This window comes from Thermomonas sp., assembly GCF_046293095.1.
In the GTDB taxonomy this organism is placed as follows: Bacteria; Pseudomonadota; Gammaproteobacteria; order Xanthomonadales; family Xanthomonadaceae; genus Thermomonas.
Genome location: NZ_JBKBPN010000001.1, coordinates 370,751 through 394,787 on the forward strand (window position 1 = coordinate 370,751; position 24,037 = coordinate 394,787).

The following is a 24,037-nucleotide window of genomic DNA, read 5'->3' on the forward strand; positions in this document are numbered from 1 at the left end:
GGGCAAACTACCCAGCCCTCTCCTGACCGACCCACGGATGGCCGCCGAGCACACCCCCCTGATGAAGCAGTACTTCGCCGCCAAGGCGGAGCATCCGGACGTGCTGCTGTTCTTCCGCATGGGTGATTTCTACGAGCTGTTCTTTGATGACGCCCGCAAGGCGGCGCGGCTGCTGGACATCACCCTGACCCAGCGCGGGCAGTCGGCCGGCCAGCCGATCCCCATGGCGGGGGTGCCTTACCACGCCGCCGAGGGCTATTTGGCGCGGCTGGTGGCGCTGGGCGAATCGGTGGCGATCTGCGAGCAGATTGGCGACCCGGCGGCGGCGAAGGGCCTGGTGGAACGCAAGGTGGTGCGCATCGTCACCCCGGGCACGGTGACCGACGAGGCGCTGCTGGACGAACGCCGCGACACCCTGTTGCTGGCCGTCACCCGCGGCGGTATGTCCAGCAAGGGCCGCGGCTACGGCCTGGCCTGGGCGGACTTGGCCAGCGGCCGCCTGCGCGCCAACGAGGTGATCGGCGAGGACGCGCTGGAAGCCGAACTGGCCCGCCTGCAGCCCGCCGAGACACTGGTGCCGGACGAGGACGGCTGGCCGCCCTGCGTGCTCGAAGCGCGCGGCCTGCGCCGCCGGCCGCCGTGGCTGTTCGATGCCGACAGCGGGCGCCGCCAGCTGCTGCAGTTCTTCGGCGTGCACGACCTGACGGCCTTCGGCCTGGACGACCGGCCGCTGGCCGTCGCCGCAGCCGCCGCGGTGCTGGGCTACGTGGAGGAAACCCAGAAGCAGCGGCTGCCGCACCTGCGCGGCATCGCGCTGGAGACCAGCGACGAAGCGATCGCGATGAACGCCGCCACCCGCCGCCACCTGGAACTGGATTCGCGCGTCGACGGCGACGTGAAAGCCACCCTGCTGGGCGTGCTGGACAGCACCGTGACGCCGATGGGCGGGCGGCTGCTGCGGCGTTGGCTGCACCGGCCGCTGCGCGACCGCCGCACGGTGGGCGAGCGCCACCATGCGGTGCAGGCGCTGCTGGATGCCCGCGCCGACGAGGCATTGCGCGACGCGTTCCGCGGCCTCGGCGACATGGAGCGCATCCTGGCGCGCGTGGCCCTGCGCAGCGCGCGCCCGCGCGATTTGTCCACCCTGCGCGACGGCCTGGCGCTGCTGCCGGGGGTGCGCGCGATCCTGGCGCCACTGGATTCCCCGCGGCTGCAGGCGCTGCATGCCGAGCTGGGCGAACACGCGGACACCGCGGCTCTGCTGCAGCGCGCGATCGTCGAACAGCCGCCCCTGCTGGCCCGCGACGGCGGCGTGATCGCCGACGGGTTCGATGCCGATCTGGACGAGCTGCGCCGGCTCTCTACCCACGCCGACCAGTTCCTGGTGGATCTGGAGGCGCGCGAACGCGCGGCCACCGGCATCGCCACCCTCAAGGTCGGCTACAACCGCGTGCACGGCTATTACATCGAGATCAGCAAGGGCCAGAGCGACAAGGCCCCGGTGCATTACACCCGCCGCCAGACCCTGACCGGCGCGGAGCGCTACATCACCGAGGAATTGAAGGCCTTCGAGGACAAGGTGCTGTCCGCGCGCGAGCGCTCGCTGGCGCGCGAGAAGCTGCTCTACGACGGCGTGCTGGACGCACTGAACGCCGTGCTGGAACCGCTGCGCCGCTGCGCGCTGGCGCTGAGCGAGCTGGACGTGCTGGCCGGCTTCGCCGAGCGCGCCCAGGCGCTGGACTGGAGCCGACCGACGCTGCGCGACGCGCCGGGCATCCGCATCGAGCGCGGCCGCCATCCGGTGGTGGAGGCGCTGCGCGACGCGCCGTTCGAGCCGAACGATCTCGTCTTCGATGACGCCACGCGCATGTACGTCATCACCGGGCCGAACATGGGCGGCAAGTCCACCTTCATGCGCCAGAACGCGCTGATCGTGCTGCTGGCCTGCATCGGCAGCTTCGTGCCGGCCTCAAAGGCGGAGATCGGCCCGATCGACCGCATCCTCACCCGCATTGGCGCCGGCGACGACCTGGCCCGCGGCCAATCCACCTTCATGGTGGAGATGAGCGAGACCGCCTACATCCTCCACCACGCCACCGAACAGTCGCTGGTGCTCATGGACGAGATCGGCCGCGGCACCTCCACCTACGACGGCCTGGCGCTGGCAGACGCGGTGGCGCGCCAGCTGGCAACGACCAACCGCAGCTACACGCTGTTCGCCACCCACTACTTCGAGCTGACCGCGCTGGCCGAACCCGGCAGCGGCATCGCCAACCTGCACCTGGACGCGGTGGAGCACGGCGACGCGCTGGTGTTCATGCACGCCGTGCGCCCCGGCCCCGCCAACCGCAGCTTCGGGTTGCAGGTGGCGGCGCTGGCCGGCCTGCCGAAGCCGGCGCTGCAGCAGGCGCGCGCGCGCCTGGCCGAACTGGAATCGCAGAACCGCGACGCTCCGCCGGTGTCGATGGCCGCCCCCGCGCTGGACCAGCCGCAGCAGTTCGGGCTGTTCGCGCCGTCTTCGGCCGCGCTGGACGCCTTGGCGGCGCTGGACCCCGACGAGCTGACGCCGAAGCAGGCGCTGGAGGCGCTGTACCGGCTGAAGGCCCTGGCCTGACGTGCGGCTCACTGCCCGACGGGCGAGCGCATCTCGATAGGTCAAGACTATCGATTGATTCATATCATTCGATTTTCATTCTCAAGCGGATCGGAGGACAGTGCATGGCACACCCCAGCCAATGCGGAGATCCGCCATGTCCACGCCATCGCAATGCCCGTTCCACGCCGCAACCCGCGGCACCTCCCCCCAAGACTGGTGGCCCAACGCGCTGAATCTGGACATCCTGCATCAGCACGACACCAAGACCAATCCGTTGGATCCCGGCTTCAACTACCGGGAAGAGGTCAGGAAACTCGATGTCGAAGCGCTCAAGCGTGATCTGCGCGCCTTGATGACCGACAGCCAGGACTGGTGGCCGGCCGACTGGGGCCACTACGGCGGGCTGATGATCCGCATGGCCTGGCATGCCGCCGGCACCTATCGGGTGGCCGACGGTCGCGGCGGCGGCGGTACCGGCAACCAGCGCTTCGCTCCGCTCAACAGCTGGCCGGACAATGTCAGCCTGGACAAGGCACGACGCCTGCTGTGGCCGATCAAGAAGAAATACGGCAACAGGATCAGCTGGGCCGACCTGATGATCCTGGCCGGCAACATCGCCTACGAGTCGATGGGCCTGAAGACGTACGGCTTTGCCTTCGGCCGCGAAGACATCTGGCACCCGGAGAAGGACATCTATTGGGGTTCGGAGAAACAGTGGCTGGGCCGCGCGCGCTACGAGAGCGACGATAAGCCCGAATCACTGGAGAACCCGCTGGCAGCCGTCCAGATGGGACTGATTTACGTCAATCCGGAGGGGGTCGGCGGCAAGCCGGACCCGGCCAGGACCGCGCTGGAAGTGCGCGAGACCTTCAAGCGCATGGCGATGAACGACGAGGAAACCGCCGCGCTCACCGCAGGCGGCCATACCGTCGGCAAAGCCCATGGCAATGGCCGTGCCGATCGGCTGGGCCCGGAACCGGAAGCCGCCGACGTGGACAGTCAGGGCCTGGGCTGGGCCAACCCCGACATGCATGGCAAGGCGGCCAACGCCATGACCTCCGGGATCGAAGGCGCATGGACCTCGAACCCCACCGTGTTCGACATGGGGTATTTCGAGATGCTGTTCAACCACGAATGGGAGCTGCGCAAGTCCCCCGCTGGCGCCTGGCAATGGGAACCGGTGGATATCCGGGAAGAGGACAAGCCGCTGGATCCCAGCGATCCCAGCAAGCGCCGTAACCCGATCATGACCGACGCTGACATGGCGATGAAGGTCGATCCCGTCTACAACGCGATCTGCCGCAAGTTCATGGCCGATCCCGCGTATTTCCGGGACACCTTCGCCCGCGCCTGGTTCAAGCTCACCCACCGCGACATGGGCCCGAAGACCCGCTATATCGGCCCGGATGTGCCGCAGGAAGACCTGATCTGGCAGGACCCGATTCCGCCCGGCAACAGCGCCTATGACGTCGAGGCCGTCAAGGCGAGGATCCGCGCCAGCGGGCTGTCGGTGTCCGATCTGGTCAGCACCGCCTGGGACAGCGCACGCACCTTCCGCCAGTCCGACTACCGCGGTGGCGCCAATGGCGCGCGTCTCCGCCTGGCCCCGCAAAAGGACTGGGAGGGCAACGAGCCGGCACGCCTGGCCCGGGTATTGTCGGTGCTGGAGCCGATCGCACGCGACACCGGCGCCTCAATCGCCGATGTGATCGTACTGGGCGGCAACGTGGGGCTGGAACAGGCGATCCGGGCGGCAGGCTTCGACGTACCGGTGCCGTTCGCACCGGGCCGTGGCGATGCCACCCAGGAGCAGACCGATGTCGAATCCTTCGCCTATCTCGAACCGGTCGCCGACGGCTACCGCAACTGGCAGCAAAAGGCCTATGCGGTCAGCGCGGAAGAGCTGCTGCTGGACCGCACTCAACTGATGGGCTTGACTGCCCCGGAAATGACCGTGCTGATCGGCGGCATGCGGGTGCTTGGCACCAACCACGGCGGCACCCGCCATGGCGTGTTCACCGATCGCGTGGGTGTGCTCAGCAACGATTTCTTCGTCAATCTGACCGACATGGCCAACACCTGGGTCAAGGCGGGCGACCATTACGAAGTCCGTGACCGCAAGACCGGGACACTGAAATGGACCGCCACCCGAGTGGATCTGGTATTCGGCTCCAACTCGATCCTGCGCGCCTATGCCGAGGTATATGCCCAGGACGACAACAAGGAGAAATTCGTGCGCGATTTCGTGGCCGCCTGGACCAAAATCATGAACGCCGACCGCTATGACCTGCGCCCCTGAGGAAGGTCTGCACAACGCCCCCCCTGGCGTTGTCAGCCCATGCCGAGCCCGGCACGTCCACCGCCCCGGTCATCCCGGGGCGGTGTGCATGCCCCGACCGGCTCAACCGGAGGCCAGCGCCTGCGTCAGGTCCTGCCAGAGGTCCTCGACGTCTTCGATACCCACCGACAGCCGCAGCAGCCCCGGCGTGATGCCGGTGGCGGCCTTGACTGCCTCCTCGACAACCCGGTGCGTCAGCCCGGCAGGATGCTGGATCAGGCTGTCCACCGACCCCAGGCTGACCGCCGGGGTGATCAGCTGCACGCGTTTCATCACTGCAGCGGCGGCGTCATGCCCGCCGTGCACGTCAAACGCCAGCAGCGTGCCGGGGCCAGCCATCTGGCTGCCGACCAGATGGCCGTTCACGGCGCCAGGCAGGCCCGGGTAGTGCACCCGCGCCACAGCCGGGTGGCGGGCCAGCCGTTCGGCCAGCACCTGGGCATTGGCCTGCGCCGCCTCCACCCGCAGCTTGAGCGTGGGCAGGCCGCGGTGCAGCAGGTAGGCCGCCAGCGGGTGCAGCAATGCACCGGTAGCCGCCCGCACGGTGCGCAGTGGAGCCGCGTGGGCCTCGTCGCAGCAGACCACGCCGGCGATCACATCGCCATGGCCGCCGAGAAACTTGGTGGCGCTGTGCAGCACATAGGTCGCCCCCAGGGCGGCGGGCCGCTGCAGCACCGGGGTGGCAAAGGTGGAATCGACCAGCACCGGAACATCACCGGCGGCTTCGACCACGGCGCGGATATCCACCAGGGCGAGCGTCGGGTTGGCCGGGGTTTCGATCACCACCAGCACCGTGTCCGGCCGCCGCCGCGCGGCGATCTGATCGGCCTGCACGAACTCGGCCTCCAGCCCGCACAAACCACTGGCCAGCAAGTGATCGGACGTGCCGTACAGCGGACGCACCACCAGCACGTGCCGGCCGTGCTGGGCACGCGCCAGCAATACCGCCGTCAGCGCCGCCATTCCGGAGGCAAATGCGACGCAGGCCTGGGTGCCTTCCAGCGCCGCGATTGCCCCTTCGGTGCGGGCCACCGTGGGGTTGTGCAGGCGGGCGTAGATCGGGTTGGGGGCGCTGGCCTGCCCGGCCACCAGGGCGTCGAAGCTGGCACTGCCGACGTCCAGATCAGGAACCGGATAGGTGGTGGACAGATCCAGCGGCGGCGCGTGCACGCAGAGTTCGACGAAATCTTCGCGGCCGGCATGGACGGCAGTGGTCTGGAAGCGCGGCATGGCACCATCGATACGGTCAGATCTTGGCATCCTATGCATTCGTTCACTTACGATGCACAAATCCGAACAATATTTTTACTTCGCCGGAAATCTCGATGCTCGACCGAATCGACTACGCCCTGCTGCGCCTGTTGCGAAAGAATGCACGCCTGCCCAACAAGGACCTGGCGGAAAAAACCGGCATCGCCCCCTCCACCGCGCTGGAACGGGTGCGCCGGATGCGTGAGGCGAAGATCCTGCTGGGCTACCACGCCGAGATCGCGCCGGAAGCGATCGGTATTGGCCTGCAAGCGATGATTTCGATCCGGCTGGCGCGCCACTCGCGCGCCCTGGTGGACGGCTTCCACCGTCATCTGCTGGGGCTGCCGGAAGTGCTGGCCTGCTACCACGTGGCCGGTGCCGACGATTTTCTCGCCCATGTCGGCGTGCGCGACAGCGAGCACCTGCGCCAGTTCACCCTGAGCGCCCTCACCGAACGCGAGGAAGTGGCGCATATCGAAACCCGGCTGATCTTCGAGTTCCAGCGCAACGTGGAGTTGCCGCCGGCACCTTGAGGATCTGCCCGGCCAGCACAGCGCTTGGGGAAGGCCTGAACAACGCCCTCCTGGTGGTGTCAGCCCACGCCGTGCCTGGCACATGCCCTGGCTTGGCTCACCCGCGTCCATTGCTTGCGCGATCGATGCGGGGGCGACCCTCCATGGCCGACGGGAATCCCCGAATTGTTCGGACCTAGAGCATGTCGATGTCGCCCAGCGCGCGGATCAACCTGCGCGCCCGCTTGTCGGGCTTGGTCTCCGGCGGCTGGAAGCCAGCACGCTCGGCGGCGCGCTGCGCACGCGCCTGCTCGCGGGCCAGCCACGAGGTGTCCGACTCGCGGTACAGGGCCTGCGCGACGCTGGCCGGCCCGCGCACGCTGCCGAGCGCCAGCACTTCCACCTCGAAGCGCTCCTCCAGACATTGCACGACCAGCGCATCGCCAATCCGGACCCCGCGCGAGGGCTTCGCCCGCTGCCCGCCGACCTCGACTTTGCCGGTCTCAATGGCGTGCTTGGCCAACGCGCGGGTCTTGAAGAATCGCGCGGCCCACAGCCACAGGTCGAGGCGGACGCTGGCAGTGTCGTCTGGAGTTGGCATGCGCAGATTTCTTCTGCTCCGAAAACGCAAACGGCCACCCGGAGGTGGCCGTCGTGCGGATGCGCCGTCGCCTTACTCGGCGGCAGCGGCAGCCGCGGCGGCCTTGGCCTTGGCATTGCCGGCCAGGTCTTCCTTGATGCGCGCCTTCTTGCCTTCCAGGCCACGCAGGTAGTACAGCTTGCTGGCGCGCACGGCGCCGCGACGCTTCACTTCCACCGAGTCGATGGAGGCACTGTGGGTCTGGAACACGCGCTCGACGCCGAAACCGTGGGAAATCTTGCGCACGGTGAAGGAGGAATTCAGGCCGGCGTTCTTCTTGCCGATCACCACGCCTTCATAGGCCTGCACGCGCTCGCGGTTACCCTCCTTCACCTTGACGTTGACGATGACGGTATCGCCGGGACCGAAATCAGGCAGCTGGCGCGAGGCCTGTGCGGTTTCAAAGTCCTGGACGAGGGTGTGGATGGAGGGCTTGTTCATGGGATCAACCTGATTGGATGCGTGTTGCGTGCATTGGCACGCGCCTGTTGGAGTCGTTGTTGCGCGAGTGCACGTGGACCCGCGTCATGGCACTGGTGTAGCACTGGGTCTTGGCCCAGCCGCGCATTATAGCGGGAAATTCCGTTGCGTGCCCACGGGTTAGGCGTCCCCGTCCGGCGGCTCGCCGGCCGCCGCCAACCACTGCGCCCGGAACGCGTCCAGCAGGGCGCGATCGGCCTTGGACAGGGCGGCCTCGTCCAGCAGGTCGGGACGGCGCAACCAGGTGCGACCCAGCGACTGCTGCCGGCGCCAGCGCGCGATCTCGGCATGGTTGCCCGACAGCAGCACCTCCGGCACTGCGCCCAAGGCGTGCTGCACCGGCCGGGTGTAATGCGGGCAATCCAGCAGGCCGTCCCCCTCGAAGCTGTCCTGGGCCGCGGATTCGGCGTCGTTGAGGGCACCGTCCAGCAGCCGCGCCACCGCATCCACCACGACCGCCGCAGCCAGTTCGCCGCCAGACAGCACGTAATCGCCGATCGAGATCTCCTCGTCCACCTCGGCCTGCAGCAGGCGCTCGTCGACGCCCTCGTAGCGCCCGCACAGCAGCACCAGCCGCGGCAGCGCCGCCAGCTCACGCACCTTGCGCTGGTCAAGCCGGCGCCCCTGGGGGCTCAGGTAGACCACCCGCGTCGGGGCGGGATCGGCCGCACGGGCGGCATCGATCGCCGCGCGCAGGGGATCGATCAGCATCACCATGCCGGGCCCACCGCCGAACGGCCGGTCATCGACGCGACGGTAGTTGCCCTCGGCGTAATCGCGCGGATTCCAACCGTGGATCGACAGCAGGCCGCGCTCGCCCGCGCGCCCCACTACACCGTGGGAGGCCAACTGGGCGACAAACTCGGGGAACAGGCTGACGATGTCGAAGCGCATGACCTCTCCGGTGGCGGATCGCCGTAGCCGCGCAGGCGCGCGCCGCGACGGCGCGGATCAGAACTCCGCGTCCCAGTCGACGGTGACCACACCGGCGGCAAGGTCCACCGCGCGGACATAGTCCGGCTGCACGAACGGGATCATCCGCTCACGGTCACCCTGCGCCACCAGCACCTGGTTGGCACCATTGTCGAACAGGTAGGCAACGCGACCGAAGTCCACGCCTTCGAGGTTGACCACGCGCAGGCCTTCGAGGTCCACCCAGTAGAACTCACCCGGTGCGGTCGGCGGCAATGCGGCACGCGGCACCAGCACCTCGGTGCCCCGCAGCGCATCGGCGGCGTCGCGGTCGGTGATGCCGGGCAAGGTGGCGATCAGGCCCTTCGCCCCTTCGCGCACCTTGGCGCCTTCGCAGGCACGCTCGACGCCGCGTGCATCGCGCAGCGTCCACGGCTGGTAGCGGGCGATGGCACGGGCGGGGTCGGTATAGCTTTCCAGCTTCACTTCGCCACGCACGCCGAACGCACCGTGCAGCCGGCCGACGGGGATCATCCGCTGGCTGCTGTCCGGTGCGTCCATGGAAGCGGGGCGTCGCGGGCCGCGCGCTGGCGGCCCGACGGACTCAGGCAGCCTTGGCGGCCTGCTTGTACAGGTCGGCGACCTTGTCGGTCAGCTGGGCGCCGTTATCGACCCAGAACTTCATGCGCTCGAGGTTCAGCTCGACGCGTTTTTCCTGGCCCTGCGCCACCGGGTTGTAGAAACCGACGCGCTCGATGTTGCGGCCGTCGCGGGCGCTGCGGCTGTCGGTGACGATGATGTGATAGAACGGGCGCTTCTTGGCGCCGCCACGGGTAAGGCGAATCTTGACCATTGCGGTTTCTCGGTGTTGCCCAGCGGCCGGAATGGCCGGGTAAGCCGGAAAGTATAGCGGGAATCTGCAGGCCAGCCAAGCCGCCCGATGCGGCCCGGAAGATGCGCCGGACGCCCGCAGGCCGGGCTGCAGGCTCAGCGGAACGGCAGGCCGCCGCGACCGCCCATCATCCCCGACAGGCCGCGCATCATGCCCTTCATGCCGCCGCGGCCCAGCTTGCCCATCATCTTTTCCATCTGCTGGTACTGCTTCAGGACGCGATTGACATCGGCGGGGGTCAGGCCGGCGCCGCGGGCCACGCGGGCACGACGCGAGCCATTGAGCAGGTCGGGGTTGCGGCGCTCTTTCTTCGTCATCGAGTTGATGATGGCGATCATGCGCGGCACTTCCTTGCCGGTGACCTGCTGCTTCACCGCATCCGGCAGCTGGCCGACGCCGGGCAGCTTGTCCATCAGGCCGTGCAGGCCACCCATGGCCTGCATCTGCTCCAGCTGGTCGCGCATGTCGTTGAGGTCGAACTTCTTGCCCTTGGCGACCTTCTCGGCCAGCTTGGCGGCCTTGTCTTTGTCGACCTGCGCCTCGACCTGCTCGACCAGCGAAAGCACGTCGCCCATGTCGAGGATGCGACCGGCCGCGCGGTCGGGATGGAACACATCCAGCCCGTCGGGCTTCTCGCCGGTGCCGACGAACTTGATCGGCTTGCCGGTGACGTAACGCACGGACAGCGCCGCGCCACCGCGGGCGTCGCCGTCGGTCTTGGTGAGCACCACGCCGGTCAGCGGCAGCGCCTCGCCGAAGTGCTTGGCGGTGACCGCGGCGTCCTGGCCGGTCATGGCGTCGACCACGAACAGGGTTTCGACCGGATTGACCGCCGCGTGCAGCGCCTTGATCTCGGCCATCATCGCGTCGTCAATGCTGGTCCGGCCGGCGGTATCGACGATCAGCACGTCGACGAAGGTCTTGCGGGCTTCCTCGATGGCGGCCTTGACGATGGCCTCGGGCTTCTGCGCCGCATCGGACGGGAAGAACACCGCGCCCACCTGCCCCGCCAGCGTCTGCAGCTGCTCGATGGCGGCCGGACGGTAGACGTCCGCAGACACCACCATCACCTTTTTCTTGCGCTTCTCCTTCAGGTGCTTGGCCAGCTTGCCTACGGTGGTGGTCTTGCCCGCGCCCTGCAGGCCGGCCATCAGGATGACCGCCGGCGCCGGCACGTTGAGGTTGAGGTCGGACGCCTGCGCGCCCATCACCGCGGCCAGCTCGTCGCGCACGATCCGCACCAGCACCTGGCCCGGCGTCAGCGAGCGCATGACCTCCTGACCCACCGCGCGCACCTTGATGCGCTGGACCAGCGCCTGCACCACCGGCAGGGCCACGTCGGCCTCCAGCAGGGCGATGCGCACCTCGCGCACGGCCTCGCTGATGTTGGATTCGGTCAGGCGGCCACGGCCGCGCAGGCGCTCGATGGTGCCGGACAGGCGCTGGGTCAGGGATTCGAACACGCGGGGACGACCTTGCGGAAGAAAATTCGGAAGCAGGCAAGTATAGCGGCAGGACCCGCCGCCCCGCCCCCGCGCGCACAGGCTCTGTGCCGGTTCTGGGAGCACGCCTGCCTGTGCGACACTTCGCGCATGTGGATCACCCTCACTGCGCTCGTCCTCTATCTGGTCGCTGCCGCCTGGCTGGTACAGGACGCTCGCCGCGGCGCATCCGGCACCGGGCGCGGCTGGCTGCTGCCCGCCATCCTCGCCCTGCTGCTACATGCCAGCCTGCACTGGGCGGTATGGGAATCGCGCGGCAGCAGTGACCTGCACTTCTTCGGCGCGCTGTCACTGGTGGGCCTGGGAATGGCGGCACTGACCACCCTGGTGGGGGCCACCGGCCGGATGCGGGCACTGGGTGTGGTGGTCTTCCCCATCGCCGGCCTCGCCCAGCTGGCCTACCAGCTCTACGGGCACTCCGGGCCGACTGCGGCGCTGGACTGGCGGCTGCTCCTGCATGCGTGGCTCGCCCTGCTGGCGTACGCCACGCTGGCACTGGCCGCGCTGCTGGCGGTGTTCCTGTCGGCGCAGGAGCGTGCGCTGCGGCGGCGCGAATTCCATGCCTGGCTGCGCGCGTTGCCGCCGCTGACCGAGCTGGAGACCCTGCTGTTCCGCACGATCGCCGTCGGCTTCGTGCTGCTCACCGCCACCCTGCTGACCGGCGTACTGTTCGTCGAGAACCTGCTGGCCCAGCACTTGGTCCACAAGACGGTGCTCAGCGTGCTGTCGTGGCTGGCGTTCGGCGCCCTGCTGCTGGGCCGCTGGCGCTACGGCTGGCGCGGCGCACGTGCGGTGCGCTGGACGCTGGCGGCGATGGCGCTGCTGGTGCTGGCCTTCTTCGGCAGCAAGTTCGTGCTGGAGCTGGTGCTGCACCGAACCGGCTGACGCGCCCGCTCCTGCCCACGGCTCCCCCCGTCCCGGCACTGTTCCAAGGCACAAACGCTGCGGTGCGCTTGCGCCATCAATATTTGCATTGACAAATATTGCGCTGACCAACAAAATGCCGCCCCATGTACGCACAAGCCTCCACCACCGAAGCCTGCAGCGGCTCCGCGCTGGGCCTGCTGTTCCGCCAGGTTCGCGATGCCATGTGGGCGCGGATGGAGCGCGAGCTGGCGCTGGCCGGGCATGACCTGACCTTCAGCCAGTACATCACCATCAAGAAGCTGGCCGACGGCACCAACGCCAGCGTCACCGACCTGGCCCGTGCCGCCGACCTCAACCCCGGCGCGATGACCCGCCTGCTGGACAAACTGGAGGCCCGCGGCCTGCTGGCCCGCGTGGCCGACCCCCACGACCGCCGCGCCCTGCACATCCATCTCACCGATGCCGGCCGCAGGCTCTGGAGCGATGTCGACCAATGCGGCCGACGCGTCCGCGAGCGGGCCCTGCACGGCATGGACGATGCCACCCGCACCCGGCTGACCCAACTGCTTGAGCAAGTGCGCGACAACCTTCTCTCCACGGACTGACCTCGATGTCCCGACCTCTTCCTTTTGCCGGTGTTCTGGCTGGCGCACTGCTGGCTTCCGGCTGCGCCGGCACCGGCGGCCTGCAGCCTGTATCGGCCCCACGGGATGCCGCCGACTATGCGCTGACCCGCAGCCTGGCCGGCGCCCCGCTGAGCGACGCAGCCTTCCCCGACCGCCAGTGGTGGCGTTCCCTCGGCGACCCGCAGCTGGATGCACTGATCGACGAAGCCCTGCGCGGCACGCCCTCGCTGGCAGCAGCCGATGCCCGCGTCCGCAAGGCGCAGGCGCAGGCCGGTCTGGCCGATGCCGCCCGCAAACCCACCCTGGGCGGCAGCGGGCAATACGCCATGGCGCAGTTGCCCGAAGGGCTGGTCGGCGATGCGCTGGGCGGCCGCCTGCTGCACAACGAAGTGCTGACCTTCAAGCTGGACTGGCCACTGGATGTCTGGGGCGGCAAGCGCGCCGCCTATGCGGCAGCACTCGACCAGGCCCATGCGCTGCAGATCGACGCGCAGGCGGCGCGACTGGCGCTGGCCGCCAACGTGGCGCGCAGCTACGTCGCCCTGGCACAGGCATTCGATGCGCTGGACATCGCCCAGCGCGAGCAGGCGCGCAGCGAGAACCTGCTGCAGCTGGCCACGCAGCGCGTCAAGGCCGGCCTGGACAACCGCATCAGCCTGCACAACACCGAGGCCATGATTGCCACCGCCAAGGCCCAGGCCGGCGCTGCGCAACAGCAGATCGACGCGCTGCGCAACACTCTGGCGGCGCTGCTGGGCCAGGGCCCGGATCGCGGCCTGGCGATCGCCCGCCCGCAGCTGCTGAACGCCCCTGCGCCCGTGCTGCCATCCGTGCTGCCCAGTGAACTGCTGGGGCATCGCCCGGACGTGGTGGCTGCCCGCTGGCGGGTGGAAGCCGCCGCGCAGGGCATCAAGACGGCCAAGGCCAGTTTCAAGCCCAGCATCGACCTCAGCGCACTCGTCGGCCTGGCATCGGCCGGCATCGAGGATCTGTTCCGCAGCAGCTCCCTGCTTGGCTTTGGCGGGCCGGCGATCAGCCTGCCCATCTTCGACGGCGGGCAGCTGCGCAACAATCTGGCCGCACGCAACGCCGACTACGACCTCGCGGTTGCCGACTATGACGCCACTGCGACGCAGGCGCTGCGCGAGGTGGTGGACACGCTGCAGGCGATTCGCGCGCTGGACGGCCAGATTGCGGCATCGGAGCAGGCCCGGGCTGCCGCCAAGGCCGCGCTGGAGCTGGCGCAAGCGCGCTACCAAGCCGGCCTGAACACCCGGCTCGACGTGCTGGCCGCACAGAAGCCGCTGCTGCAGATCGAACAGCAAACCGCCGGCCTGCGCGCGCAGCGCTTCCTCGCCGGCATCGACCTGGAACGCGCCCTTGGTGGCGGGCTCCAGATCGATCCCCCCGACACTACCGCATCGCACTGAGCGCCCCCATGACCACCGAATCCACTCCGAACACCTCCACCGGCCCGGCCGCCCCGCTGCCGCCCTCGCAGGTCACGCGGACGCCCGCACAGGGCAAGCGGCGCCGTGCCCTGCTGGTCCTGCTGGCCATCGTCGTCGTCGCCGGCATCGCCTGGCTCGCCTATTACCTGCTGGTCGCCCGCTGGCACCAGGACACCGATGACGCCTACGTGCAGGGCAACATCGTCAGCATCACCGCGCAGACGCCGGGCACGGTGGTCTCCATCAACGCCGACGACGGCATGCGGGTGAAGGCAGGCCAGGTGCTGGTGCAGCTGGACCCGAACGATGCGCAGGTAGCGCTGGAACAGGCCGAAGCCAACCTTGCGGCAACGGTGCGCCAGGTCCGCGGCCTCTTCAGCAGCGTGGACAGCGCGCAGGCCGACATCGCCGCGCGCGAAGTGGCGCTGCAGCAGGCGCGCGCCGACGTCGCACGCCGCAGCGGGCTGGTCGCCAGCGGCGCGGTGTCTTCCGAGGAACTGGCGCATGCGCAGGCCCAGCTGAAGGCCGCGGAAGCCGCGCTGTCGGCCTCGCGCGGGCAGCTCTCGCGCAACCGCGCGCTGGTCGACGCCACCACTGTAGCCAGCCAGCCCCAGGTGCAGGCCGCTGCCGCACAGCTGCGCCAGGCCTATCTGAACCTGCAGCGCGCGGCCATCGTGGCGCCGGTCGATGGCTTTGTCGCCAAGCGCAGCGTGCAGTTGGGCCAACGCGTGCAGCCGGGCAGCCCGCTGATGGCGGTAATCCCGCTGGAGCAGGTCTGGGTGGATGCCAACTTCAAGGAAACCCAGCTGCGCAACATGCGCCTGGGCCAGCCGGTGACCCTGACCGCCGATGTGTACGGCAGCGACGTCACCTTCAACGGCAAGCTGGTCAGCCTGGGCCTGGGGACCGGCAGCGCGTTCGCCCTGCTTCCGGCGCAGAACGCCAGCGGCAACTGGATCAAGATCGTGCAGCGCATCCCTGTGCGCATCCAGCTGGAGCCGAAGCAACTGCGCGACCACCCGCTGCGCCTCGGCATGAGCATGGCGGTGGACGTGGATGTGCATGACCAGAGCGGCCCCGTGCTGCCGGCCGCGCCGGCCGACAAGCCGGTGCTGACCACCGACGCCTATGCGCGCCAGCTGCACGACGCCAACGCACTGATCGAGCGCATCATCGCCGGCAACCTGCCGCAGGGCCGCGCGTCCTGACCGACTTCGCAGGAGTCGCGCCGGCGGCGCCCGTTCCCTCCCCTCCCCCTCTGGGTGACGGATCCCGCCCGGCCGGCAGCCACCGCGTTGCCGCTCCTGCACCTTCCCTAGCAACGAGCCCCCATGGCCAACACCATCGCCCAGCAAGAAGAATCGATGGGACTGCCGCCCGGCCCCGAAGCCAAGGCGAATCCTTCCGATTTCCGCCCGCCCAACGTGGCGCTGACCACGCTGGGGCTGGCGCTGGCCAGCTTCATGCAGGTGCTGGACACCACCATCGCCAACGTGTCGCTGCCGGCCATCTCCGGCAACCTCGGCGGCAGCGCCAACCAGGCCACGTGGGTGATCACCTCGTTCGCGGTCAGTACCGCGATCGCGCTGCCGTTGACCGGCTGGCTGACCCGCCACTTCGGCGAGCGCAAGCTGTTCATGTGGTCCACGCTGGCGTTCGTGTTCGCCTCGTTCCTGTGCGGCATCGCCCACAGCATGGGCCTGCTGGTGGTGGCGCGCGCCCTGCAGGGCTTCGTGGCCGGCCCGATGTACCCAGTGACGCAGGCGCTGCTGCTGTCGATCTATCCGCCCGCCAAGCGCGGGCAGGCGATCGCGCTGCTGGCGATGGTGACGGTGGTGGCGCCGATCGCCGGGCCGATCCTGGGCGGCTGGATCACCGACAACTACAGCTGGGAATGGATCTTCTTCATCAACATTCCCCTCGGCATCTTCGCCAGCACGGTGGTCGGCTCGCAGCTGAAGGGGCGGCCGGAGCGGCTGGAAAAGCCCAAGATGGACTATATCGGTCTGGCCACGCTGGTGGTCGGGGTGGGCGCGCTGCAGGTCCTGCTGGATCTGGGCAATGACGAGGACTGGTTCGCCTCGCCCACCATCGTGACGCTGGCCATCGTCTCGGCCATTGCGCTGACGGTGTTCGTGATTTGGGAGCTGACCGACAAGGACCCGATCGTCAACCTGCGCCTGTTTCGCCACCGCAATTTCCGCTCCGGCACCATCGCAATGATGGTGGCTTACGGCGCGTTCTTCAGCGTCGGCATCCTGGTGCCGCTGTGGCTGCAGCGCAACCTGGGCTACACCGCCATCTGGGCCGGCTTCGCCACGGCGCCCATCGGCATCCTGCCGGTGATCCTGACGCCCTTCGTCGGCAAGTACGCCAACCGCTTCGACCTGCGCATCCTGGCCAGCTTCGCCTTCATCGCGATGTCACTGACCAGCTTTGCGCGCTCCCACTTCAACCTGGACGTGGACTTCCAGCACGTCGCCCTGGTGCAGCTGTTCCAGGGCTTGGGCGTGGCGCTGTTCTTCATGCCGGTGCTGCAGATCCTGCTGTCCGACCTAGAGCCGCACGAGATCGCCGCAGGCTCCGGCCTGGCCACGTTCGTGCGCACGCTGGGCGGCAGCTTCGCGGCCTCGCTCACCACCTATGCCTGGAGCGAACGCGGCGCGGTGCACCACGCCCACCTGACCGAGCGGCTGTCGTCGCTGGACCCGACGGTGATGCAGGCGGTGGCGCAGTACGGCGGCGGTGACATGCAGCGCGGCGCTGCGGCCCTGGAGCGGATGATCTCGAACCAGGCAGCCCAGCTTGGCTTCAACGAGATCTTCCACCTGCTCGGAATCATCTTCCTCTGCGTGATCCTGTTCGTCTGGCTGGCGCGTCCGCCGTTCGACGCGAAGATGGGTGGCGCGGCGACAGGCGGCGGGCACTGAGTCTTGCTCCCACCGCCCATGTCACCCCGCAACCTCCAGCGCATCGGCCAGCCGCGCCACCGGCACCACCTCCATGCCCTTGTAGCTGCCCGACTTGGGCGCGTTGGCCTTCGGCACGATGGCGCGCTTGAAGCCGTGGGTCGCCGCCTCCTTGAGGCGCTCCTCGCCGTTCGGCACCGGGCGGATCTCGCCGCTCAGGCCCACCTCGCCGAAGGCGATGGTCTTGCCGGCCAGCGGCGCGTCGCGCAGCGACGACAGCACCGCCAGCAGCACCGGCAGGTCGGCGGCGGTTTCCTGCACGCGGATGCCGCCGACCACGTTCACGAACACGTCCTGGTCGCCCACCATCACCCCGCCGTGGCGGTGCAGCACCGCCAGCAGCATGGCCAGCCGGTTGCCCTCCAGCCCGACGACGACGCGGCGCGGATTGGACAGCGGCGAGGCGTCCACCAGCGCCTGCACCTCCACCAGCAGCGGACGCGTGCCTTCGCGCGTGACCATCACGCAGCTGCCGGGCTGCGGCGCGCCCATGCCGGACAGGAAGATCGCGGACGGGTTGGACACTTCGCGCAGGCCGCCGTCGGACATCGCGAACACGCCCAGTTCGTTGACCGCGCCGAAGCGGTTCTTGAACGCGCGCAGCACGCGGAAGCGGCTGCCGGAGTCGCCTTCGAAATACAGCACGGCGTCCACCATGTGCTCCAGCACGCGCGGACCGGCGATGCCGCCCTCCTTGGTCACGTGCCCGACGAGGAACACCGCGGTGCCGGTTTCCTTGGCGAAGCGCACCAGCCGGGCGGCCGATTCGCGCACCTGCGACACCGAGCCCGGCGCGGCGGTGAGCGTGTCCGTCCACAGGGTCTGGATGGAGTCGGCGATCAGCAGCCGCGGCCTGGCGGCCATGGCGTGTTCGAGGATGCGCTCCACGCAGGTTTCGGCCAGCGCCTGCAGCCCGTCCAGCGGCAGACCGAGGCGCTGCGCGCGACCGGCCACCTGCGCCAGCGACTCCTCGCCGGTGACGTACAGGCCGGGCCATGTCGGCGCCATCTGCGCCAGCGCCTGCAGCAGCAGGGTGGACTTGCCGATGCCGGGGTCGCCGCCGACCAGTACCACCGCGCCCTCCGCCAGCCCGCCGCCCAGCACCCGGTCGAACTCGCCGATGCCGGTCGAAGCGCGCGCGCGCGCGTCCAGCTGCACGTCCGCCAACGCCATGATCGTCGGCGCGTCCACCTTGCCCGCCCAGCCGCTGCGGCGCGAAGCCGGCGACCTGGCCTGTGCCGCCGTTTCCAGCGCGATCTCCGACAGCGTGTTCCACGCCCCGCAGGCCTCGCACTGTCCCTGCCACTTGGCGTAATCGGCCCCACATTCGGAGCAGACGTAGGCAGTGCGGCGCTTGGCGGAAGACGGGCTTGCGGCGGGAGACTTGGCCATCGATCGATCCGGGTCCGGGTCCGGGAGTATCGGTGACTTTAGCCGGCGCGCGTCGCACTTGCCGAGACGGTACGTGCTGGATGGGTGCCCGGCCCGGCGGCGCCGAACACTCCGCGAAGACCCGAAACGCGAAAGCCGCCCTTGCGAGGCGGCCTTGGCGGTCAAGCTGGTGCCGGAAACAGGAGTCGAACCTGCGACCTACGCATTACGAATGCGCCGCTCTACCAACTGAGCTATTCCGGCGAGGCCGGCGATTGTAGCCGGTGCCGGGTCAGGGCGCCAGCTGCCGCAGCTCCTTGGGGAGGGCGAACACCATGCTCTCGGGCTCGCCGTGCAGCTCGCGCACGTCCGCGGCACCCAGCGCATGCAGACGCTCCAGCACCCCGCGCACCAGCACTTCCGGTGCCGAGGCGCCGGCGGTGACGCCAACCCGGCGGCGGCCGGCGATCCAGGCCGGGTCGATCTGCTCGGCATTGTCGATCAGCCAGGCCGCGGCGCCCTCGCGCTCGGCCAGCTCGCGCAGGCGGTTGGAATTCGACGAGTTGGGCGACCCCACCACCAGCACCGCGTCGCAGCCGTCCCGCACCAGCTCCCGCACCGCATCCTGGCGGTTCTGGGTGGCATAGCAGATGTCATCGTGCTTCGGCCCCTGGATGGCGGGATATTTTGCTTTCAACGCGGCGATGATGTCGCGGGTATCGTCCACGCTGAGCGTGGTCTGGGTGGTGTAGGCGCAGTTGTCCGGCTGGTCCAGCATCAGGGCGGCAACATCGTCGATATCTTCAACCAGGTGGATGCGCCCGGTCTGGCCATCGCTGCGCCATTGCCCCATCGTGCCTTCCACCTCCGGGTGGCCGGCATGGCCGATCAGCACCATGTCGCGACCACGCCGGCTCTGCCGGCTGACTTCCAGGTGGACCTTGGTCACCAGCGGACAGGTCGCGTCGAACACCCGCAGGCCGCGACGCTCCGCCTCGGCGCGTACCGCCTGGGAGACACCGTGGGCACTGAACACGACGGTGGCGCCGTCCGGCACCTCGTCGAGCTCCTCGACGAACACCGCGCCGCGCGCCTTCAGATCGTCCACCACGAACTTGTTGTGTACCACCTCGTGGCGCACGTAGATGGGCGCACCGAAGACCTCCAGGGTGCGCTTGACGATCTCGATGGCGCGGTCGACGCCGGCGCAGAAACCGCGTGGATTGGCGAGCAGGACGTCCATGCCGGGATTATCCGCCCTTCGGTGCGGGCTTGCCCGCCAGCAGGCCGAACAGCGCGATGCCGATGGCACCGCCCACCACCGCGCAGTCGGCGATGTTGAACGCGGGCCAGTAGTGCTGGCCCACGTGCCATTGGATAAAATCCACCACGTGGCCGTGCAGGAAGCGGTCGATCACGTTGCCAACCGCGCCGCCGATCACCAGCGCCAGCGGCAGCGCCTGCTTCCAGTCGCCACGCGGCGTGCGCGCCAGCATCCAGACCATCAGGCCGCTGATGCCGAAGGCCAGCACCATGAAGACGTACTTCTGCCAGCCGCCGGCATCGGCCAGGAAGCTGAAGGCCGCACCGGTGTTGTAGGTGCGGTACCAGTTCCAGAATCCGTCGATGACCGGCACCGCGGTGAATTCCGGCAGCGCACGCAGCACCCAGGCCTTCGACCACTGGTCCAGGCCCAGCACCAGCGCGGACACCGCCAGCCAAGGCAGCGCATTCTTCTTGGGAGCAGTCGATGCGGCCATCAGAACCACACCCGGTTTTCACCCGGACCGTCAACATTGGCCACGCAGCGTCCGCACAGCAGTGGATGCGCAGCATGCGCGCCCACGTCCTCGCGGTGGTGCCAGCAGCGCACGCACTTGGGCTTGGCGGTCGGCTGCGCCAGCACGCCGATTCCGCCCTTGGCCTCGGGATCGGGCACCACGCGCACATCGCCGGTGATCAGCAGGAAGCGCAGCTCGTCGGCCAGCGGTGCCAGCCAGTTCTGGTCGGCCACGTTGCAGCGCAGTTCGATCTCCGCCTCCAGCGCTGCGCCGATCAGGCCTTCCGCGCGCAGCGGCTCCAGCGCGCGGGTGACCTGCTCGCGCAATTCCAGCAGGCCTTCGAAATCGCGCTCGGACAGCGCGGCATCGGCCGGCAGTGGCGCCAGGCCGTCGTACCAGGTGGTGAACAGCACGTTGCCGGCGCGCTCGCCCGGCAGGTGGCCCCACATCTCGTCGGCGGTGAAGCTCAGGACCGGCGCGATCCAGCGCGCGAAAGCCTCGGCGATGCGGTACATCGCGCCCTGCGCACTGCGACGACCGGCGGAATCCTCCGGCATCGTGTACAAGCGGTCCTTGGTCACGTCCAGGTAGAGCGAGCCGAGGTCCACGCTGCAGAAGTTCATCAGCGCCTGCACCACCGCCGCGAAGTCGTAGCGCGAGTAGGCCGCGGCGATCTCTTCCTGCACCTGCCAGGCGCGGTGCACGATCCAGCGGTCCAGCGCCACCATGCGCTCCAGCGGCGGCAGGTGGCGCGCCGGGTCGAAACCGTGCAGGTTGCCCAACAGGAAGCGCGCGGTGTTGCGGATGCGGCGATAGGCATCGGCATTGCGCTTGAGGATCTCCTGCGACAGCGACATCTCGTTGCTGTAGTCGGCGGAGGCGATCCACAGGCGCAGGATGTCGGCGCCCAGCGTCTTCATGATGTCCTGCGGCTCGATGCCGTTGCCCAGCGACTTCGACATCTTGCGGCCGTGCTCGTCCACGGTGAAGCCGTGGGTGAGGCACTGCTGGTAGGGTGCCGCCTTGTCGATGGCGACGCCGGTCAGCAGCGACGACTGGAACCAGCCGCGATGCTGGTCGGAACCCTCCAGGTACAGGTCGGCCGGCTTGCCCAGTCCGCGCGCGGCCAGCACGCCTTCGTGGGTGACGCCGGAGTCGAACCAGACATCAAGGATGTCGATGATCTTGTCGTACTGCGTGGCCTCTTCGCCCAGCAGCTCGGCGGCATCCAGCGAATACCAGACGTCGATGCCGGCCTGCTCCACCCGGTCGGCCACCTGCCGCATCAGCTCGACGCTGCGCGGATGGATATCCCCGGTCTCGCGGTGCACGAACAGCGTGATCGGCACGCCCCAGGTGCGCTGGCGCGAGATCGTCCAGTCCGGGCGACCCTCGACCATGCCGGCGATGCGCGCCTGGCCCCACTCCGGGTACCACTTCACCGTCTTGATCGCCTCCAGCGCGTCGCGGCGCAGGTGCGCCTGGTCCATCGAGATGAACCACTGCGGGGTGGCGCGGAACGCGATCGGTGTCTTGTGCCGCCAGCAGTGCGGATAGCTGTGGGTGAGCCTACTGAAGGCCAGCAGCGCGCCGTTGTCGCGCAGCACCTCCACCAGCGCGTCGTTCGCTTTCCACACGTGCAGCTGGCTGAGATCGACATTCCCTGCCGGCGGCGTCGAAGGCAGGTACACGCCGCGGCCATCGACCGGGTTGAGCTGCGCGGCACTGACCTTGCCGACCAGGCCGTACTTCTGCGACACCACGAAGTCTTCCTGGCCATGGCCGGGCGCGGTGTGCACCGCACCGGTGCCGTCCTCGGCGCTGACGTGGTCACCCAGCAGCACCGGGATGTCGCGCTCGGCATAGAACGGGTGGCCGAACAGCATGCCTTCCAGCTTTTCGCCGACCGCGTGGCCGAGCACCACGACTTCGTCCACGCCGTAGCGCTTCAACGCCTTCTCTGCCAGCGCTTCGGCCAGTACCAGCCAGCGGCGGGTGCCGTCGGCCTTGGCCGGGCCTTCCACCAGCACATAGGGCAGCTCCGGCCCCAGCGAGATCGCCAGCGACGCGGGCAGTGTCCACGGCGTGGTGGTCCAGATCGGCAGCGCCACTTCCACGCCCTCGGGCAGCTCGCTGCCGAACGCACGGCTGACCTGCTGCGGGTTGCGCGCGGCGTACGCCACGTCGATCGCCGGCGACACCTTGTCCTGGTATTCGATCTCCGCCTCGGCCAGCGCGCTGCCGCAGTCGAAGCACCAGTAGACGGGCTTCACGCCGCGCAGCAGGTGGCCGTTCTCCACCACCTTGGCCAGCGCGCGGATCTCGTCGGCCTCGAAGCTGAAGTCCAAGGTGCGGTAGGGATGCTCCCAGTCGCCCAGCACGCCCAGGCGCTTGAAGTCACGGCGCTGCACCTCGATCTGCTCGGTCGCGTACTCGCGGCACTTCTGGCGAAACGCGGCGGCATCGAGCTTGGTGCCCACCTTGCCCCACTTCTTCTCGATCGCGATCTCGATCGGCAGGCCGTGGCAGTCCCAGCCGGGGATGTAGGGCGCATCGAAGCCGGCCAGTGTCTTCGACTTGACGATGATGTCCTTGAGGATCTTGTTGACCGCATGGCCCAGGTGGATGGCGCCGTTGGCGTAGGGCGGGCCGTCATGCAGCACGAACTGCGGGCGGCCTTTGGCCACTTCGCGGATCTGCGCGTACAGGCCCTCGGCTTCCCAGCGCGCCAGCGTGTCGGGCTCGCGCTTGGGCAGGTCGCCGCGCATGGGGAACGCGGTCTCCGGCAGCAGGATGGTGGCCTTGTACGGGTTGTCCCCGCTCTTGTCGCTACGTTGGTCGCTCACGCGATGGCTCGCTGTGGTTCGTGTTGGTGAAGGATGGCCCGCGCCTGCGCGTCGTCCTGGTGCATCTGCGCCACCAGCGAGTGCAAGTCGGGGAATTTTTCCTCGTCGCGCAGTTTCGCGACGAACTCGACTTCGATGCGGCGTCCGTACAGGTCGCCGGCGAAATCGAATAGATGGGCTTCCAGCAAGGGCTCCACGCCGTCCACGGTGGGCCGGGTGCCGAAGCTGGAGACCGACGGCCAGGGTGCATCGCCGACGCCATGCACCCACGTGGCGTAAATGCCGCGCAGCGCGGGGATCTTCCCGCCGTAGCGGAGGTTCGCGGTGGGATAACCCAGCGTGCGGCCCAGCTGCTGGCCGTGAACGACGCGGCCGCCGATGGCATACGGCCGGCCGAGCAGGCGCGCCGCATGTACGAATTCACCCGCCGCCAGCGCGGCGCGGATGCGCGTGCTGGACACGCGCTCGCCCTCCACATGGACGGGCGCGATCTCGTGCGCGGTGAAGCCCCGGCCAGACGCCGCCAGCGCCGCGCCCTGCGCTTGCAGCAGCGCCAGATCACCCGCGCGGCCTTTGCCGAAACGGAACTCGGGGCCCACCCACACCTCGTGTGCGGCCAGCTGCTCCACCAGCACCTGCCGGATGAAGTCCTCGGCCGGCATCGCCGCCAATGCCGCGTTGAAGCGCAACAGGCCGACGCCTTCGCAGCCCAGCGCGCGCAGGCCCTCGACCTTGGCCCGCGCCAGCATCAGCCGCGGCGGCCTGGCCTCGCGGGCGAAGAACTCGCGCGGCAGCGGCTCGAAGCCCAGCGCCACCGCCGGCACTCCCAGCGCGCGTGCGCGCTCGACAGCGCGGCCGACCAGCGCACGATGGCCCAGGTGAAGGCCGTCGAAGGCACCGATGCAGACCACGCTGCCCTGCGGGCAGAATGCCCGCCCGTGCCCCGGCGAGGGGCTGGCATCGCGAAAAAGGAAGGTCATGACGCGATGCAGTATAACGGCGC

General features: G+C 68.9%; 20 protein-coding genes and 1 tRNA gene. 8 read left to right on the plus strand and 13 right to left on the minus strand.

All coding sequences use genetic code 11. From position 1 onward, the window contains the following. Window positions 1-37: 37 nt before the first annotated feature. Together mutS and katG are read left to right on the plus strand one after the other, a co-directional pair. Complete coding sequence (gene mutS, locus ACK4SG_RS01845; protein ID WP_409599158.1) at window positions 38-2,614, plus strand: DNA mismatch repair protein MutS; 2,577 nt, start codon at window positions 38-40, stop codon at window positions 2,612-2,614. 136 nt (window positions 2,615-2,750) lie between these two features. Further along, window positions 2,751-4,895: a catalase/peroxidase HPI gene (gene katG / locus ACK4SG_RS01850; protein ID WP_409599159.1), complete on the plus strand. Its 2,145-nt coding sequence runs from the start codon at window positions 2,751-2,753 to the stop codon at window positions 4,893-4,895. 102 nt (window positions 4,896-4,997) lie between these two features. Here the strand turns inward: katG and ACK4SG_RS01855 are convergent, their stop codons facing one another. Continuing rightward, complete coding sequence (locus ACK4SG_RS01855; RefSeq protein ID WP_409599160.1) at window positions 4,998-6,194, minus strand: trans-sulfuration enzyme family protein; 1,197 nt, start codon at window positions 6,192-6,194, stop codon at window positions 4,998-5,000. Window positions 6,195-6,259: 65 nt separating this feature from the next. Between ACK4SG_RS01855 and ACK4SG_RS01860 the strand changes: the two genes are divergently transcribed. After that, window positions 6,260-6,718 carry an Lrp/AsnC family transcriptional regulator gene (locus ACK4SG_RS01860; protein ID WP_409599161.1) on the plus strand — a complete coding sequence of 153 codons (459 nt, stop codon included), beginning with the start codon at window positions 6,260-6,262 and terminating at the stop codon, window positions 6,716-6,718. A gap of 175 nt (window positions 6,719-6,893) precedes the next feature. On the opposite strand, the gene ACK4SG_RS01865 is transcribed toward ACK4SG_RS01860, so the two are convergent. The 6 genes from ACK4SG_RS01865 to ffh form a co-directional block, all read right to left on the minus strand. After that, window positions 6,894-7,298, minus strand: coding sequence for an RNA-binding S4 domain-containing protein (locus ACK4SG_RS01865; protein ID WP_409599162.1), 405 nt, complete (start codon window positions 7,296-7,298; stop codon window positions 6,894-6,896). 72 nt (window positions 7,299-7,370) lie between these two features. Further along, window positions 7,371-7,778 (minus strand): 50S ribosomal protein L19, encoded by a 408-nt coding sequence (gene rplS, locus ACK4SG_RS01870; RefSeq protein WP_409599163.1) that lies wholly within the window; start codon window positions 7,776-7,778, stop codon window positions 7,371-7,373. Between the two features lie 159 nt (window positions 7,779-7,937). Then, a complete protein-coding gene (gene trmD, locus ACK4SG_RS01875) occupies window positions 7,938-8,711 on the minus strand; it encodes a tRNA (guanosine(37)-N1)-methyltransferase TrmD (RefSeq protein WP_409599164.1) in 774 nt (257 codons plus the stop codon). Between the two features lie 57 nt (window positions 8,712-8,768). Beyond that, a complete protein-coding gene (gene rimM, locus ACK4SG_RS01880) occupies window positions 8,769-9,290 on the minus strand; it encodes a ribosome maturation factor RimM (protein WP_409599165.1) in 522 nt (173 codons plus the stop codon). A gap of 43 nt (window positions 9,291-9,333) precedes the next feature. Then, window positions 9,334-9,582 (minus strand): 30S ribosomal protein S16, encoded by a 249-nt coding sequence (rpsP, locus tag ACK4SG_RS01885; protein ID WP_409599166.1) that lies wholly within the window; start codon window positions 9,580-9,582, stop codon window positions 9,334-9,336. Between the two features lie 134 nt (window positions 9,583-9,716). Further along, on the minus strand, window positions 9,717-11,084 hold the full coding sequence (gene ffh / locus ACK4SG_RS01890) for a signal recognition particle protein (RefSeq protein ID WP_409599167.1): 1,368 nt from the start codon (window positions 11,082-11,084) through the stop codon (window positions 9,717-9,719). Between the two features lie 129 nt (window positions 11,085-11,213). On the opposite strand from ffh, the gene ACK4SG_RS01895 reads away from it, so the two are divergent. The 5 genes from ACK4SG_RS01895 to ACK4SG_RS01915 all read left to right on the plus strand — a co-directional run bounded on the left by ACK4SG_RS01895 (window position 11,214) and on the right by ACK4SG_RS01915 (window position 16,997). Next, complete coding sequence (locus ACK4SG_RS01895; RefSeq protein ID WP_409599168.1) at window positions 11,214-12,008, plus strand: inner membrane protein YpjD; 795 nt, start codon at window positions 11,214-11,216, stop codon at window positions 12,006-12,008. 125 nt (window positions 12,009-12,133) lie between these two features. Then, on the plus strand, window positions 12,134-12,595 hold the full coding sequence (locus tag ACK4SG_RS01900) for a MarR family winged helix-turn-helix transcriptional regulator (RefSeq protein ID WP_409599169.1): 462 nt from the start codon (window positions 12,134-12,136) through the stop codon (window positions 12,593-12,595). A gap of 5 nt (window positions 12,596-12,600) precedes the next feature. Beyond that, window positions 12,601-14,046 (plus strand): efflux transporter outer membrane subunit, encoded by a 1,446-nt coding sequence (locus ACK4SG_RS01905; RefSeq protein WP_409599170.1) that lies wholly within the window; start codon window positions 12,601-12,603, stop codon window positions 14,044-14,046. An 8-nt stretch (window positions 14,047-14,054) separates the two neighbouring features. Further along, window positions 14,055-15,275 (plus strand): efflux RND transporter periplasmic adaptor subunit, encoded by a 1,221-nt coding sequence (locus ACK4SG_RS01910; RefSeq protein WP_409599171.1) that lies wholly within the window; start codon window positions 14,055-14,057, stop codon window positions 15,273-15,275. 156 nt (window positions 15,276-15,431) lie between these two features. Next, window positions 15,432-16,997, plus strand: a complete 1,566-nt coding sequence (locus tag ACK4SG_RS01915; RefSeq protein ID WP_409599699.1) for a DHA2 family efflux MFS transporter permease subunit — start codon at window positions 15,432-15,434, stop codon at window positions 16,995-16,997. A gap of 21 nt (window positions 16,998-17,018) precedes the next feature. On the opposite strand, the gene radA is transcribed toward ACK4SG_RS01915, so the two are convergent. The 6 genes from radA to ACK4SG_RS01945 all read right to left on the minus strand — a co-directional run bounded on the left by radA (window position 17,019) and on the right by ACK4SG_RS01945 (window position 24,014). After that, window positions 17,019-18,428: a DNA repair protein RadA gene (gene radA, locus ACK4SG_RS01920; RefSeq protein ID WP_409599172.1), complete on the minus strand. Its 1,410-nt coding sequence runs from the start codon at window positions 18,426-18,428 to the stop codon at window positions 17,019-17,021. A 167-nt stretch (window positions 18,429-18,595) separates the two neighbouring features. After that, a tRNA-Thr gene (locus ACK4SG_RS01925) sits at window positions 18,596-18,671 on the minus strand. Between the two features lie 28 nt (window positions 18,672-18,699). Further along, the gene (ispH, locus tag ACK4SG_RS01930) at window positions 18,700-19,650 is read right to left on the minus strand and encodes a 4-hydroxy-3-methylbut-2-enyl diphosphate reductase (protein ID WP_409599173.1); all 951 of its coding nucleotides are present in this window, start codon (window positions 19,648-19,650) and stop codon (window positions 18,700-18,702) included. A gap of 7 nt (window positions 19,651-19,657) precedes the next feature. After that, window positions 19,658-20,167: a signal peptidase II gene (lspA, locus tag ACK4SG_RS01935; protein WP_409599174.1), complete on the minus strand. Its 510-nt coding sequence runs from the start codon at window positions 20,165-20,167 to the stop codon at window positions 19,658-19,660. Then, window positions 20,167-22,956: an isoleucine--tRNA ligase gene (ileS, locus tag ACK4SG_RS01940; RefSeq protein WP_409599701.1), complete on the minus strand. Its 2,790-nt coding sequence runs from the start codon at window positions 22,954-22,956 to the stop codon at window positions 20,167-20,169. The genes lspA and ileS overlap by 1 nt, the downstream gene beginning before the upstream one ends. 74 nt (window positions 22,957-23,030) lie before the next feature. Beyond that, window positions 23,031-24,014 (minus strand): bifunctional riboflavin kinase/FAD synthetase, encoded by a 984-nt coding sequence (locus ACK4SG_RS01945; protein ID WP_409599175.1) that lies wholly within the window; start codon window positions 24,012-24,014, stop codon window positions 23,031-23,033. Window positions 24,015-24,037 lie beyond the last annotated feature (23 nt).

What these genes read in the sequence shown, in the direction of transcription:
- ACK4SG_RS01895 (WP_409599168.1), top strand. Translation starts at nt 11,214, where the DNA reads ATGTGGATCACCCTCACTGCGCTCGTCCTCTATCTGGTCGCTGCCGCC.
- trmD (WP_409599164.1), bottom strand. Translation starts at nt 8,711, where the DNA reads ATGCGCTTCGACATCGTCAGCCTGTTCCCCGAGTTTGTCGCCCAGTTG.
- ACK4SG_RS01910 (WP_409599171.1), top strand. Translation starts at nt 14,055, where the DNA reads ATGACCACCGAATCCACTCCGAACACCTCCACCGGCCCGGCCGCCCCG.
- ACK4SG_RS01900 (WP_409599169.1), top strand. Translation starts at nt 12,134, where the DNA reads ATGTACGCACAAGCCTCCACCACCGAAGCCTGCAGCGGCTCCGCGCTG.
- ACK4SG_RS01860 (WP_409599161.1), top strand. Translation starts at nt 6,260, where the DNA reads ATGCTCGACCGAATCGACTACGCCCTGCTGCGCCTGTTGCGAAAGAAT.
- ACK4SG_RS01915 (WP_409599699.1), top strand. Translation starts at nt 15,432, where the DNA reads ATGGGACTGCCGCCCGGCCCCGAAGCCAAGGCGAATCCTTCCGATTTC.
- ACK4SG_RS01905 (WP_409599170.1), top strand. Translation starts at nt 12,601, where the DNA reads ATGTCCCGACCTCTTCCTTTTGCCGGTGTTCTGGCTGGCGCACTGCTG.
- rplS (WP_409599163.1), bottom strand. Translation starts at nt 7,778, where the DNA reads ATGAACAAGCCCTCCATCCACACCCTCGTCCAGGACTTTGAAACCGCA.
- katG (WP_409599159.1), top strand. Translation starts at nt 2,751, where the DNA reads ATGTCCACGCCATCGCAATGCCCGTTCCACGCCGCAACCCGCGGCACC.
- lspA (WP_409599174.1), bottom strand. Translation starts at nt 20,167, where the DNA reads ATGGCCGCATCGACTGCTCCCAAGAAGAATGCGCTGCCTTGGCTGGCG.
- ACK4SG_RS01865 (WP_409599162.1), bottom strand. Translation starts at nt 7,298, where the DNA reads ATGCCAACTCCAGACGACACTGCCAGCGTCCGCCTCGACCTGTGGCTG.
- ispH (WP_409599173.1), bottom strand. Translation starts at nt 19,650, where the DNA reads ATGGACGTCCTGCTCGCCAATCCACGCGGTTTCTGCGCCGGCGTCGAC.
- ACK4SG_RS01945 (WP_409599175.1), bottom strand. Translation starts at nt 24,014, where the DNA reads ATGACCTTCCTTTTTCGCGATGCCAGCCCCTCGCCGGGGCACGGGCGG.
- rpsP (WP_409599166.1), bottom strand. Translation starts at nt 9,582, where the DNA reads ATGGTCAAGATTCGCCTTACCCGTGGCGGCGCCAAGAAGCGCCCGTTC.
- rimM (WP_409599165.1), bottom strand. Translation starts at nt 9,290, where the DNA reads ATGGACGCACCGGACAGCAGCCAGCGGATGATCCCCGTCGGCCGGCTG.
- ACK4SG_RS01855 (WP_409599160.1), bottom strand. Translation starts at nt 6,194, where the DNA reads ATGCCAAGATCTGACCGTATCGATGGTGCCATGCCGCGCTTCCAGACC.
- mutS (WP_409599158.1), top strand. Translation starts at nt 38, where the DNA reads ATGGCCGCCGAGCACACCCCCCTGATGAAGCAGTACTTCGCCGCCAAG.
- radA (WP_409599172.1), bottom strand. Translation starts at nt 18,428, where the DNA reads ATGGCCAAGTCTCCCGCCGCAAGCCCGTCTTCCGCCAAGCGCCGCACT.
- ileS (WP_409599701.1), bottom strand. Translation starts at nt 22,956, where the DNA reads ATGCGCGGCGACCTGCCCAAGCGCGAGCCCGACACGCTGGCGCGCTGG.